Origin of the sequence: Pseudomonas sp. NPDC089395, from assembly GCF_044749525.1 — a bacterium.
Classification (GTDB): Bacteria; Pseudomonadota; Gammaproteobacteria; order Pseudomonadales; family Pseudomonadaceae; genus Aquipseudomonas.
Genome location: NZ_JBIVID010000011.1, coordinates 193,580 through 206,434, shown reverse-complemented (window position 1 = coordinate 206,434; position 12,855 = coordinate 193,580). Strand labels below are relative to the sequence as shown.

Below are 12,855 nucleotides of genomic sequence, written 5' to 3'. Positions count from 1 at the left end.
TCTCGCACTGGTTGGCGTTCAGATTTCTTTTTGGTTGGCATACATGCACCTCTTACTCATGTTATGCCCGAACACAAAATTTCTGACACCCTCCCAAAATCTCAAAGCTCAAACCCCAACATCACGGCACACACCACCAGAAACCCACAGAACATCCCCCGCAACACCTTCTCCGGCAGCGCATGCGCCAGCCGCACCCCCCAGCTGATACTCAAAAGCCCACCCACCGCCAACGGAATCCCCACACTCCAATCGACACTCTGGTGCACCCCATAGGTCAGCAACGTCACCGTGGTGCTCGGCGCCGCCAGCGCCAGCGACAGCCCCTGCGCCACCACCTGGGTCGTGCCGAATACGCTGGTCAGGATTGGCGTGGCCACCACCGCGCCGCCCACCCCGAACAAACCGCCCATGGCCCCGGCAAAGCTTCCCAACACCCCCAGCCAAGGCCAGGGATACCGCAACTCGGTGCTCGCCGGCGCCACCTTGAGAAACATCCGCGCCACATTCCAGATCGCCAGCGCCACCAGGAAACCGACGAAGCCCAGGCGCATGGACTGCGCATCGATGCCCACCGCCCAGATCGAGCCCAACCAGGCGAACAGGAAGCTGCACAGCGCCAGCGGCAGCGCATGGCGCAGTTCGATGCGGTTGCGCTGGTGATAGCGCCACAGCGCCAGCAACACGTTCGGCACCACCATGACCAGGGCCGTGCCCTGCGCCAACTGCTGGTCGAGCCCAAACAACACACCCAAGGCCGGGATGGCGATGAGCCCGCCGCCAATGCCGAACAACCCACCCATGGTGCCCAGGCCAGCGCCCAAGGCGATATACAGCAACCACTCGATCATCAGGGCCTCATCCGCCTGCATTGTTAATGCGAGCATGCTAACGATTGGGGGCTGGCACGGAAACGCACAGCCACGCACAATGGCTATGCGTTTTATGCAAAAGCGAAGTCGCCATGAGCCCGGATACCCTGACCGACCAACTGAGCCTGTTCCTCGATGTACTGGAGGCCGGGAGCTTTTCTGCCGCCGCCCGTCGCCATCCGCTGACCCCGTCCGCCGTGGCGCGGCGTATCGACAACCTGGAAAACGCGGTCGGCAGCCGGCTGTTTACCCGCAGCACCCATGCGGTGCGCGCGACCCCCGCTGGCAAGGCCTTCGCCGAGCGCGCTCGGCGCATCATCGAGGAACTGCGCCTGGCGCGCGCCGAAGCGGTGTCACTGAGCAATGCCCCGGAAGGCCTGATCCGTATCGATGCGCCCGCCGCCTTCGGCCGTCGACATCTGGCACCGGCCATCGCCGACTTCCTGGTGGCTTACCCGGGCCTGGACGTGCAACTGCGGTTGATCGACAGCTTCGTCGACCTGCACGGCAGCCACCTGGGCGAAGTCGACCTGGTGCTGCGCGCCGGCCCTCTGGCCGATACCCGACTGGTGGCCACACCGCTGGCGTACATGGTGCGCATCGCCTGCGCCAGCCCCGCCTACCTGGCCAACCGCGGCATGCCCGATTGCCCGAGTGAACTGCCCGAGCACGACGGCCTGGACTGGGACGGCCTGGCACCGCCCTTCGCCTGGCGCTTCACGGTCGACGGCCAACCGCGCCAGCTTCGCCCTTCGCGCATGCGCATGACCGCCAACAACGCCGAAACCTTGTTGTTCGGCGCCCTTGCCGGTCTGGGCATCGCCCACTTGCCGACGTGGCTGATCAGCGACTACCTGCTGCGTGGCGAACTGGTGCCGCTGTTCTGCCACAACGGCCTGCCCGCGGCGGAGACCAGCGGTATTTATGCGCTCCGTCTGGAACATGAAACGAACTCTCGCAGTCGCTTGCTGCTCGAATTTCTCAAGAGCCGCTTCAGTCCGATCCCTCCTTGGGACTTGGCCTTGCGCAGCGAACTACGCTGGCAATGAGCGCACTAACCATCAGCGTGCTAGATTTCTCTATCGATGACATTCAAGGACCTGCATGAACGCCGACACCCAAGCCTCTTGTGACGAGCTGCTGCTGGACAACCAGGTCTGTTTCGCCCTGCACTCCACCTCGTTGCTGATGACCAAGGTCTACAAGCCACTGCTTCAGGCACTGGGCCTGACCTACCCGCAGTACCTGGCCATGCTCGTGCTGTGGGAGCAGGACGGCCGCACGGTGGGCGAAATCAGCCAGCACCTGCTGACCGACCCCGGTTCGCTCACGCCGCTGCTCAAGCGCCTGGAGAGCGAAGGCTTGCTTGAGCGCAACCGCAGCCGCGAGGACGAACGGGTGGTGCTGGTGCACTTGACCGACAAGGGACGCGCCCTGCAACAACAGGCCAAAGCGGTTCCACCGTGCATTCTCAAGGCCAGCGGACGCAGCCTTGAACGCCTGCAGCAGCTGCAGGCCGACCTGCTGGACCTGCGCGAAAACCTGCAAAAACACCTCTGAGGGCTAAGCTGTGTGTTGCCGTTCCGATGGACGGCGAGTATTTATCTTGCGCGCAAACTAATTGCGCGCTAAGTTAAGTCCCATACCCACCCGGCGCACCTGCATCGACCAGAGCGCCCAGCACACTCGCGAGGTTCACCATGCAAAAGGTCACTCCCCTGTACATCGCAGAAGCCACCTCCACCGGCGGTCGCGACGGCAAATCCCGCTCCAGCGACGGCAAGCTGGAAGTCAAGCTGAGCACCCCCAAGGAACTGGGCGGCGCGGGCGGTGACGGCACCAACCCCGAGCAGATGTTCGCGGCCGGGTACTCGGCCTGCTTCATCGGCGCACTGAAGTTCGTCGCCGGTCAGGAGAAAAAACAGCTGCCCGCCGACGCATCGATCACCGCCAAGGTAGGCATTGGCCAGATCCCCGGTGGCTTTGGCCTGGATATCGACCTGAACATCAACCTGCCGGGGCTGGCCCAGGCCGAGGCAGAAAGTCTGGTGGAGAAAGCGCACCAGGTTTGCCCGTACTCCAACGCGACCCGCGGCAATGTGGATGTGCGGTTGAACGTAACAGTCTGAAGCCCCTGATTTCCCTGTAGGTGCTGGCTTGCCAGCTCCTACAGGGATCGCGCAAGCTTTCGGATTGTGAAATTGCAGGCACAAAAAAACCCGGCCAAGGCCGGGTTTTTCGTGCTCATCACAAGAAGAATTACTTCTTGGAACGGCCCTTGAAGCTGTTGTCGCGAGTGTCGATGTCGATCCACTCGTCGATCTGGATGAAGTCGGCAACCTGGATCTCGGTGCCGTTCTTCAGTTTGGCAGGCTTCATGACCTTGCCGGAGGTGTCGCCGCGAGCAGCGTTCTCGGTGTAGACAACCTGACGGCTGATGGTGGTCGGCAGTTCAACCGATACCAGGCGGCCTTCGAAGAAGACGGCTTCACAGATATCTTCCATGCCTTCTTCGATGTACGGCAGAACGGCGTCGATGTCTTCGGCGTTCAGTTCGTACATGGTGTAGTCGGAGGTGTCCATGAAGGTGTACGAGTCACCGCTGATGAACGACAGGGTCGCTTCTTTGCGATCCAGGATCACGTCGTCCAGCTTGTCGTCCGCACCGTAGACGGTTTCGGTCTTGTAGCCGGTCAGCAGGTTCTTCAGCTTGGTCTTCATGATCGCGCTGTTGCGACCCGACTTGGTGAATTCGGCTTTCTGTACCAGCCACGGGTCGTTGTCGATCCGCAGTACGGTACCGGGTTTCAGTTCTTTACCAGTTTTCATTACGAAGTATCCGAATCTGGATGGATTTATAAAAATCGAGGCCGCGTATCATAGCGAATTTCGGTAAAACTGTACTAGCGCCTTGGCGAGGTCCGGCCGAGCGGCCTGCCGGGCCGCCCAGTCACGGGCATGCTGCTGCAGTTGCGCCCAGTGTTTGCGGGCCCCTTGCCAGGCTTGGCCCATGTCGTCGCCCATGTTCCACGCACGCCACAATGCCATCAGCGCCTGCGCGGCATCGTCTGACAAGCCCTGGCGATAATGGCCAAGGAACGCGTCGAGCTTTTCCCAATGGGCATTTTCCTCCTGCACATAGATGTGCCAAAGCATGGGCCGCCCGGCCCACTGCGCGCGTACGAACGAGTCTTCACCGCGCACGGCATTGAAGTCGCAGCACCAGAGCAGGCGGTCGTAGTCGTCCTGGCTGACGAACGGCAGGATCTGCACGGTCAGCGCGCCGCGCTGGTGCAGTTCGCCCACCTTCAACCCAGGCTCGCCGAGCCAATTGCCCAGGTCGCCAAGGATGCGCCCGCGCGGCACCAGCAGGTGCGTGGCGCAGGTGTCCGTGGCCAGCGCATCGAGCCAGGCGCCCAATTGCGGGTTTTCGTAGGCGAACAGCGAGATCAGCTGCGCATCGTTCCGCACCTGCACGCCCAGCCCCTGCAAGAATGCCGTGCGCGCCTGGGCAGACTGCTGCAACGCGTCCCGCCGCGCCAGCAACGAGGCTTCACGCAGCAGCCCACCGGTCTTGTCGGTGAAACCAGGAAAGAAAAACACCTTGCGCAGCCCATTGGGCTGGGGCGACGGCAGGCCATGGCAACCTTCGACCCAGTCCTCGGCGCTGAGGTAGTCGAGGTTCAGCCACAACGGCGGCGTGGCCAGGGCGCGCATCGCGTCGATGTACTGCGCCGGCAACTGGCAGGCAAAGGCACCGATGACCACCTCGGCCGGCTGCACAGGCTGCCACGCGGCCGGCCATGCGCGTACGTCGACCCCCTCCTGCCACTGCTGCGCCGCAGCCGCGTCAGCGCCCGGGCACATCGGCACGAAGGCGTTCAGGTCGTCCACCCACAAGCGCACTGCCAGATCGTGTTCGGCCACCAGTTGCCGCGCCAGGCGCCAGGTCACACCGATATCGCCATAGTTGTCGACGACGGTGCAGAAAATGTCCCAGGTGACCTTCATGTGCCCTTCCCACTGCCTGCGCCAAAACCGCGAATTCTGCGGCCAAATGGTCGCCGACAAAAGTACCGGCGCTGAAATTCCGTCCGATGCCATGCGACAATGGCCCCTCGACCCGCCCTGCCAGGAGGCCGCCATGCCCCGTCATCGTGAACTGAAGATCACCCTCAAGCCACTGCAGCTTATCCTCTGCGTGGCGTTCGGCCTGTGGCTGGGCGCCGTGGCCATCGCCTTGAGCGTGTGGCTGGCCGTGCAGCGCTGGCCCGAGCATGTGCAACCGCTGGCCCAGGCTGTCGCCCCGGCCGTTGTGCGGCCCGCGCCCGCACAACCTTCGGATGCGCAAGCCCAGATGTTCGAACGCTACCAGGACATCTTGCACAAGCAGGAGCTGCAGCAGGCTGCCGAGGCCGCTCAGGGCAACCCACGCAATCTGAACAGCCCCAAGTGTCAGTTCTGGCTGTCGCAGAACCGCACTGCACCGACCGACAAGAGCCAGTCCAACGTGCTGGAGTTCTGTTACTGATCATGGACAAGACCACCCTGCTCGCCCGCATCAATGCCGCGCTGGAAGCGGATATGGAAGTCTTGCGCCGCGCCGCCCAGACCGCCTACGAAGCCGCCACCGCCAAAGAGAACGTCGCCGAGAACAAGTACGACACCCTGGGCCTGGAGGCGTCGTACCTGGCCACCGGCCAGGCTCGGCGCACGGCCGAGATTCGCCAGGCGTTGCTGACCTACCAGCAGTTGCTGTTGCGTGACTATGACCCGACGCGCGGCGTGCAGGTGAGCAACCTGGTGACCCTGGAGGATGAGGATGGCGCGCAGCGGTTGCTGTTCCTCGGGCCGGAGGCGGCCGGGTTGAAGATTGGCGAGGGCGCGGAGCGGGTGACCGTCATCACCCCGCGCTCGCCGTTGGGGCAATTGCTGGTAGGCAAGAGGATCGATGATGAGGTGAGCCTGGGTACGCAGGTTTTCTTCGTCACTGAGGTTGTCTGAACCGGCCCTATCGCCGGCAAGCCGGCTCCCACAGGTACCCCACCGAGCCCTGTGGGAGCCGGCTTGCCGGCGATAGGGCCAGCCCTGACACCCTTACCCCTCAGCCAACGCATCAAACCGCCCGGCCAACCCCCGCTCGGCAAACTGCTCCACCACAAAGTCGATGAACGCCCGGGTCTTCCCCGGCAACAGCTTGTGCCCGGCGTAGTACAGGCTGATATGCCCATCGTCGACATACCAGTCCGGCAACACCCGCTGCAGCGCCCCGCTGTCCAGGTAAGGCACGGCAAACGGCAAGCTGACCAGGGCGATGCCCAAGCCCTGCACGGCCACCGCACAAGCCGCATCCGAATCGCTCATGGTCATCGCCTGGCGCAACAGCAATGGCTGCTGCTCTTGGCCGCGACTGGTCAACGGCCACGAGCGCACACGTCCGGTTTGCGGTGAGCGGATCAAAATCCCGTCATGGCGCTGCAGCACCTGCGGATCTTCGATCGGCGCGTGCCGCTCCAAGTACCCAGCCGACGCCACCAATACCCGGTGCGCCACCGTCAGCTTGCGCGCCACCACCCCGGGCGGCAGCTCGAAACCACCGCCAATGGCGGCATCGAAACCCTGGCCGATCAGGTCGACCTGGCGGTTGTCGAAATGCCAATCCGGCGTGATCGCCGGGTAACGGCGCAGGAACTCGCCGAGCAACGGCAGCACATAAAGCCGGCCGAACACCGTGCCCATGCTCACCCGCAACAGCCCCGCCGGCTGGCCTTCGGAACTGGCCAGGTTGGCGACCGCGTACTGGATGGTACGGAAACTGTCACTCACTTCACCGAGAAAACGCTGCCCCGCTTCGGTCAGGGTCAGCTTGCGCGTACTACGCTGGAACAGCCGCACCCCAAGGCGCGCTTCCAGCTGGGCGACATGCTTGCCCACTGCCGCCGGGGTCAGGCTCAGGCGCCTGGCCGCCTCGGCGAAACTGCCGACCTCGGCGCTGCGGATGAAACACTCGAGGGCGCTGAAGGATTCTGTGGCCATGATTATCAACCAAAGGTTCACTCTGCTGATAGTGATTGCGATCTTATCAGTTGGTAATCAACGGTCGATACTGCGTCCATCCAAGGCATTCGGCCTTGCTTCCAGCAGGAGATCAGCATGTCCAAGCAACTTACACTCGAAGGCAAAGTGGCCCTGGTCCAGGGCGGTTCCCGTGGTATTGGCGCCGCCATCGTTCGCCGCCTGGCCCGTGAAGGCGCACAGGTAGCCTTCACCTATGTCAGCTCCGAAGGCCCGGCCCAGGCACTGGCCGAGGAAGTCCAGGCAGCCGGCGGCCATGCCCTGGCCCTGCGCGCCGACAGCGCCGATGCCGCCGCCGTGCAGCTGGCGGTGGACGACACCGTCAAAGCCTTCGGCCGCCTCGACATCCTGATCAACAACGCCGGCGTACTGGCAGTAGCACCGCTGGCCGAATTCGACCTGGCGGACTTCGACCGCACCCTGGCGATCAACGTGCGCAGCGTGTTCGTGGCCAGCCAGGCCGCCGCTCGTTACATGGGCCAGGGCGGGCGCATCATCAATATCGGCAGCACCAATGCCGAGCGCATGCCGTTTGCAGGCGGGGCACCCTACGCCATGAGCAAGTCGGCGCTGGTCGGCCTCACCAAAGGCATGGCACGCGACCTGGGCCCGCAGGGGATTACCGTGAACAATGTGCAACCGGGGCCGGTGGACACCGACATGAACCCGGCCAGTGGCGAATTCGCCGAGAGCCTGATTCCGCTGATGGCGATTGGGCGCTACGGGCAGGCGGACGAGATTGCCAGCTTCGTTGCTTACCTGGCGGGGCCAGAGGCCGGGTACATCACCGGGGCCAGTCTGACCGCCGATGGTGGTTTCGCCGCGTGATCGAATGGGTTGCCGCTACAGGCCTGTGAAAAGGCCGCTAGCGGCAACCCCCTTCAGCCTTGCATCAGGTGCAGCTCCAGCATCTCCAGAAACGCCCGCGCTGCAGGCGTCGGGCTGTTCGACCACACCGCATACAAATGCCGCACCGGCGCATCGGCCAGCCGCGCGACCGCCACTCCCTGAATGCCCTGCGCAACCCGCTCGGGCACCAGCCCGACGGCCATGCCACGCTGCACGAACTTCTCTACCAGACGAATATGCCCGATCTCGAACTGCACCCGCCGCACCAGCCCCGCCGCCTTGAAGGCTTCATCGGTCTGCCGCCGCGCCCCCGTACCCTCCGGGAAGTCCACCAGCACTTCGTCAGCCAGATCGGCCAGCGTCAGCTGCGCCCTGCCCGCCAGGCGATGGCCCAGCGGCAACAACGCCACCAACGCTTCCCGCGCCAGCAGACGGTGCTGTACGCCCTGCAGCACTTCGCCCTGCCACAAGCCGATAAAACCCACATCCAGGCGCCGCTCACAAACGTCGGCTACCAGCAACTCGCTCTTGGCGGTGAGCCAACGCACGTCCACATCCGGGTAGCGGTCGTGGAATACCGCCAGCAGCTCGACCAGGTCCAATGCAGTGAGCGAACTGATCTCGCCGATCGACAATCGCCCACGCACCTGGCCACAGGCGGCAGCCACATCATCGGCAATCCGCCCGGCGGCCTCGACGGCAGGGCGGGCGCTGAGCACGAAGGCTTCGCCAGCGGGCGTCAGGCGCACCCGCCGCGAACTACGCTCGAACAGGCTGACACCCAACTGCGCCTCCAGACGCGCCACCTGGTGGCTGAGTGCCGATTGCACCACATGGCAGCGTTCGGCCGCGCGGGTAAAGCTGCCGGTGTCGGCCACGGCCAAGGCATATTCGAGCTGCTTGAGGTTCATTGATCTATCTGCTTTCGAGATTGATAAGCTGAAAACTATACATTGGTGTCATGCTTTATCGTTCCAGATACTGATTGTCACCACCACTGTCCGCAACGAGATTGCCATGAACGCCCCGACCTTAAGTCGTGCCCTGATCCTGCTGATGGCTACCGCCACCGGCCTGGCCGTGGCCAGCAACTACTACGCCCAACCGTTGCTGCACAGCATTGCCGAGCAGTTTGGCCTGAGCACCGCCAGCGCCGGCAGCATCATCATTGCCGCCCAGCTCAGCTACGGCGCCGGCCTTTTGTTACTGGCGCCCCTGGGTGACCTGTTCGAGCAACGCCGACTGATCGTGGTGATGACCACGATCTCAACGCTCGGCCTGGTCATCAGCGCCTGCGCACCCAGCCTGCCCTGGTTGCTGCTTGGCACGGTGCTCACCGGCCTGTTCTCGGTAGTGGCGCAAATCCTTGTGCCCCTCGCCGCGACCTTGAGCGCCCCCGAACAACGCGGCCGTGCGGTGGGCACGCTGATGAGTGGCCTGCTACTGGGCATTTTGCTGGCTCGAACCGCCGCAGGCTTCATGGCCGAACTGGGTGGCTGGCGCAGCATCTATGTGCTGGCCGCCGCGCTCATGGCCGTGGCCGCCATTGCCCTGTACCGCAGCCTGCCGCCACACAACAGCCATGCTGGCCTGAAATACCCCGCGCTGATTGGCTCGGTGTTTCGCTTGTTCGCGCAAGAGCCGGTGCTGCGCCTGCGTTCGCTGCTGGGCCTGCTGGCGTTCAGCCTGTTCGCCTTGTTCTGGACGCCCCTGGCGTTTCTCCTGGCCAGCGAGCCCTACCACTATTCCGATGCGGTGATCGGCCTGTTCGGCCTGGCCGGTGCGGCGGGTGCGCTGTCGGCCAACTGGGCCGGGCGCCTGGCAGACCGCGGCAAGGGCTCACTGGGCACTACCGTGGGCCTGGTGGCCTTGTTGCTGGCATGGGTACCGCTGGGCTTTGCTCAACACTCGCTGGCGGCCTTGCTGCTGGGCGTACTGGTGCTGGACCTGGCCGTGCAGCTGGTGCATGTGAGCAACCAGAATGCCGTGATCGCCCTGCGACCTGACGCACGCACGCGCCTCAACGCCGGCTACATCACCTGTTATTTCATCGGCGGCGCGCTAGGCTCGTTGCTGGGCACGCAATTGTTCCAGCATCAGGGCTGGATGGGCATCGTGGTCGCCGGATTATCGATCGGGGCATTGGCATTGGCGGTGTGGGCATGCGCCGAGCGCAAGCGCCAACGCGCCCTGCAGGCTCCCGCGACATAGCACCGCTACCCTCCGTCGCCTGCTCGTTGACTTGCCTGCCCCGGCGGCGCTCAGTAGGCGCTGGTCAAAGCCCTATCACTGACAGGACGACTCAATGACAAGACTCACGGTGCAATCCGGCGATTTCTTGCAAGGTGAAGGTGAATTTCGCAACGGATCGCTCACACTCAAAACTCCGCGCAGCCCCTCGCCTGGCGAGCGGATATCCCTGGCCCGCATCAGCGAGCTGCGCCTTGCCAGCCTGGAATTCAACCGCAGCCTGGGTACTGCCATCGGCTGGGGCGTTGCCGGCGCCCTGGTGGCCGGCCCAGTGGGCTTGCTGGCCGGGCTCTGGCTGGGCGGCAAAGAAGAAGAAGCCACCTTCCTTGCCACCTTCAAGGATGGCCGCAAGTTGATGGCAATCACCGACGGCAAGACCTGGTCGAAGATCGACGACAGCTGGCGTCAGCACAAGCGGGCCGCCAACTCAGACTGAGGTGCTTCGGGTAACATGGCGACCTTTTGACCGCACCGCGCCTTTCCTGGGAAGGCGCGATGCGGTTTTCGCCATTCAAGGACCCGGTAATGCCCCTGCCTCACCCTCGCCTGCCCCTGAGCCTGCTCAGCCTGGGCCTGGCCTTGCACTGCCCCAATGGAATGGCCGAGGACAGTGTCGTGCTGGCCCCACTGCAGGTTTCCGACACCTACGGCGACGAGGGCTACCAGGCGCGTGAAGCCTCGGTGGGCGGGTTCCAGGCCACGCCGCTGCTCGATACGCCCGCAGCGGTCAGCGTGTTCAACCGGCAGCTGATCGAAGACCGCCAGGTGCGTCTGCTCAGCGAAGTCCTGCACAGCGACGCCTCGGTCGGCGAAAGCTATGCGCCCATCGGCTATTACGAAAACTTCAACGTTCGCGGCTTCGAGCTCAATGCCGCCAGCAGCTACCGCATCAATGGCCAGACCATCGCCGGCGAGCAGAACGTAGCGCTGGAAAACAAGCAGCAGGTCGAGTTGCTCAAAGGCTTGTCCGGGCTGCAAAGTGGCGTGTCTGAGCCCGGCGGGCTGGTCAACTATGTGACCAAGCGCGCCGAGGATGTGCGCAGCGTGACGGTCTCGACCAACGAGCAGGGTGAACGCTACCTGGCCACCGACCTCGGCGGCTGGTTCGGCAGCGAGCGCCAGTTCGGTCTGCGCGCCAACCTGGCCCACGAGGACATCCGCGCCTATGTGGACCACGCCGACGGCCAGCGCGACTTCGCCTCGCTGGCATTCGACTGGCAGATCAGCCCCGCGGCCACCCTGCAGCTGGATGCCGAGTACCAGCACCGCGAGCAGCGCTCGGTGCCCGGTTATCAGCTTCTCGGCGGTACCGAGGTGCCCCACGGCATCGACCCCGATGACCGCCTGGCCTATCAGCACTGGGCCAAACCTGTGCAAAACGACTCGCTGAACCTGGGCGGGCGCTTCGAATATCGATTCAGCGATGCCTGGAGCGGCACCCTCAGTGCTTCTCGCAGCAAAGTGGTCATCGATGACTACAGCGCCTTTGCCTGGGGCAGCGAAGGCGGCTGGCAGTCGCACTTCAGCCCGGAGGGCGACTACGACATCTACGACTTCCGCAGCCCCGACGACACGCGCCGTACCGATGAAGTCCAGGCCATGCTCAACGGCCATTTCGACGCATTCGGCGTCGGCCATGAGTTGACCATCGGCAGCAGCGCGCAACGCCGCACCCTCGACCAGCGCCCCTACTACAACGAGTGGGTCGGCAGCGGCAACATCTACACCGGCGCACCGGCCGTGCCGCCTTCGGACAAGCCGATCGGTGACAGCGAACGCCGCCTAGACAGCCGCCAGTACGGGCTGTTCGTCAGCGACCGTATTACGTTCAGCGAACACTGGCAGGCCGTGCTCGGTGCCCGTGAAGTGCGCCTGGACGAACAGACCTGGGACGAAAACGGTGTCGCGGGGCGCCATACAGAGCAGTACCAGCTGCTACCCAATGCCGCGCTCATCTATAAGCCGCGCACCGATACCACCCTGTACGCCAGTTATGCCAAAGGTTTGTCGGCAGGTGGAACGGCGCCGTGGTATGCCAGCAACGCCGCTGAAATGCTCGCCCCCACCCTTTCCCACCAACTGGAGCTCGGCATCAAGCGCGATTGGCAAGGCATGAGTTTCAACGCAGCCCTGTTCCAGATCCGCCAGGCCTACCAGTACGCGCGACCGGAGGGGGATGGCAGCTTCACCTACGTACAGGAGGGGCAGCAGAAAAACATTGGCCTTGAGCTGGGCGCCAGCGGCTGGGTGACTTCGAACCTGCAGCTGCAGGCCAGCGCCGCAGCGATCCGCGCCCGGGTCGAAAACAGCGGCACCGATGCCTACGAGGGCCATCAGGCGATCAACGTGCCGAACCTGCGCGCCGCCGTGCAGGCCGACTACAGCCTGCCGGTGCCGGGCCTTGCGTTGCTCGGCGGCGCCCGCTACAGCGCCAGCAAGTATGCGAGCCAGGCGGGTAATGTCGAGGTGGGCGGTTATACCGTGTTCGATGTCGGTAGCCGCTATCGCCTGCGTATCGGGGGGTATGACACGGTGCTGCGGCTGACGGTGGATAACGTGTTCGACAAGCGCTATTGGCGGGATGTGGGGGACTACCTGGGCGACAACTATTTGTTCCAGGGGGCGCCGCGTACGGCTCGGTTGTCGGCTTCGGTTTCTTTTTGATGCTTTTGGGGCTGCTTCGCAGCCCTTTCGCGACACAAGGCCGCTCCTACAGGAAGATCGCGCCCGCCCTGTAGGAGCGGCCTTGTGTCGCGAAAGGGCCGCAAAGCGGCCCCAGAATGCAAAAAGCCCCCGAACTTTTCAGCTC

At 63.9% G+C, this 12,855-nt stretch carries 14 protein-coding genes; 9 read left to right on the top strand and 5 right to left on the bottom strand.

Annotated features, from left to right (window positions below; genetic code table 11):
* Window positions 1–101 precede the first annotated feature (101 nt).
* Window positions 102–851: a sulfite exporter TauE/SafE family protein gene (locus ACIPZG_RS22350; RefSeq protein ID WP_400716984.1), complete on the bottom strand. Its 750-nt coding sequence runs from the start codon at window positions 849–851 to the stop codon at window positions 102–104.
* Window positions 852–964: 113 nt separating this feature from the next.
* Here ACIPZG_RS22350 and ACIPZG_RS22345 point away from each other — a divergent pair, with 113 nt between their 5' ends.
* From ACIPZG_RS22345 to ACIPZG_RS22335, 3 genes are all read left to right on the top strand, one after another.
* Window positions 965–1,921: a LysR family transcriptional regulator gene (locus ACIPZG_RS22345; protein WP_400716964.1), complete on the top strand. Its 957-nt coding sequence runs from the start codon at window positions 965–967 to the stop codon at window positions 1,919–1,921.
* A gap of 55 nt (window positions 1,922–1,976) precedes the next feature.
* On the top strand, window positions 1,977–2,432 hold the full coding sequence (locus ACIPZG_RS22340) for a MarR family winged helix-turn-helix transcriptional regulator (RefSeq protein WP_008092679.1): 456 nt from the start codon (window positions 1,977–1,979) through the stop codon (window positions 2,430–2,432).
* A 140-nt stretch (window positions 2,433–2,572) separates the two neighbouring features.
* Window positions 2,573–3,001 (top strand): organic hydroperoxide resistance protein, encoded by a 429-nt coding sequence (locus ACIPZG_RS22335; RefSeq protein ID WP_008092677.1) that lies wholly within the window; start codon window positions 2,573–2,575, stop codon window positions 2,999–3,001.
* 130 nt (window positions 3,002–3,131) lie between these two features.
* Here ACIPZG_RS22335 and efp read toward each other — a convergent pair whose 3' ends face one another.
* Window positions 3,132–3,701 (bottom strand): elongation factor P, encoded by a 570-nt coding sequence (efp, locus tag ACIPZG_RS22330; protein ID WP_008092676.1) that lies wholly within the window; start codon window positions 3,699–3,701, stop codon window positions 3,132–3,134.
* 48 nt (window positions 3,702–3,749) lie between these two features.
* Entirely contained in the window at window positions 3,750–4,883 is a 1,134-nt protein-coding gene (gene earP / locus ACIPZG_RS22325; protein WP_400716961.1) for an elongation factor P maturation arginine rhamnosyltransferase EarP, read from the bottom strand.
* 133 nt (window positions 4,884–5,016) lie between these two features.
* On the opposite strand from earP, the gene ACIPZG_RS22320 reads away from it, so the two are divergent.
* Window positions 5,017–5,403 (top strand): hypothetical protein, encoded by a 387-nt coding sequence (locus tag ACIPZG_RS22320; protein ID WP_400716959.1) that lies wholly within the window; start codon window positions 5,017–5,019, stop codon window positions 5,401–5,403.
* A gap of 2 nt (window positions 5,404–5,405) precedes the next feature.
* Entirely contained in the window at window positions 5,406–5,876 is a 471-nt protein-coding gene (locus ACIPZG_RS22315; RefSeq protein WP_400716957.1) for a transcription elongation factor GreAB, read from the top strand.
* A gap of 93 nt (window positions 5,877–5,969) precedes the next feature.
* Here the strand turns inward: ACIPZG_RS22315 and ACIPZG_RS22310 are convergent, their stop codons facing one another.
* A complete protein-coding gene (locus ACIPZG_RS22310; protein ID WP_400716954.1) occupies window positions 5,970–6,908 on the bottom strand; it encodes a LysR substrate-binding domain-containing protein in 939 nt (312 codons plus the stop codon).
* A 117-nt stretch (window positions 6,909–7,025) separates the two neighbouring features.
* On the opposite strand from ACIPZG_RS22310, the gene ACIPZG_RS22305 reads away from it, so the two are divergent.
* Entirely contained in the window at window positions 7,026–7,775 is a 750-nt protein-coding gene (locus ACIPZG_RS22305; RefSeq protein WP_400716952.1) for a 3-oxoacyl-ACP reductase family protein, read from the top strand.
* Between the two features lie 53 nt (window positions 7,776–7,828).
* Here ACIPZG_RS22305 and ACIPZG_RS22300 read toward each other — a convergent pair whose 3' ends face one another.
* Window positions 7,829–8,707, bottom strand: a complete 879-nt coding sequence (locus tag ACIPZG_RS22300; RefSeq protein WP_400716950.1) for a LysR family transcriptional regulator — start codon at window positions 8,705–8,707, stop codon at window positions 7,829–7,831.
* 106 nt (window positions 8,708–8,813) lie between these two features.
* Between ACIPZG_RS22300 and ACIPZG_RS22295 the strand changes: the two genes are divergently transcribed.
* The 3 genes from ACIPZG_RS22295 (at window position 8,814) to ACIPZG_RS22285 (ending at window position 12,710) form a co-directional block, all read left to right on the top strand.
* The gene (locus ACIPZG_RS22295; RefSeq protein ID WP_400716949.1) at window positions 8,814–10,007 is read left to right on the top strand and encodes an MFS transporter; all 1,194 of its coding nucleotides are present in this window, start codon (window positions 8,814–8,816) and stop codon (window positions 10,005–10,007) included.
* Between the two features lie 94 nt (window positions 10,008–10,101).
* Window positions 10,102–10,482 carry a hypothetical protein gene (locus tag ACIPZG_RS22290; RefSeq protein ID WP_400716948.1) on the top strand — a complete coding sequence of 127 codons (381 nt, stop codon included), beginning with the start codon at window positions 10,102–10,104 and terminating at the stop codon, window positions 10,480–10,482.
* Window positions 10,483–10,571: 89 nt separating this feature from the next.
* The gene (locus ACIPZG_RS22285) at window positions 10,572–12,710 is read left to right on the top strand and encodes a TonB-dependent siderophore receptor (RefSeq protein WP_400716947.1); all 2,139 of its coding nucleotides are present in this window, start codon (window positions 10,572–10,574) and stop codon (window positions 12,708–12,710) included.
* Window positions 12,711–12,855: the final 145 nt, after the last annotated feature.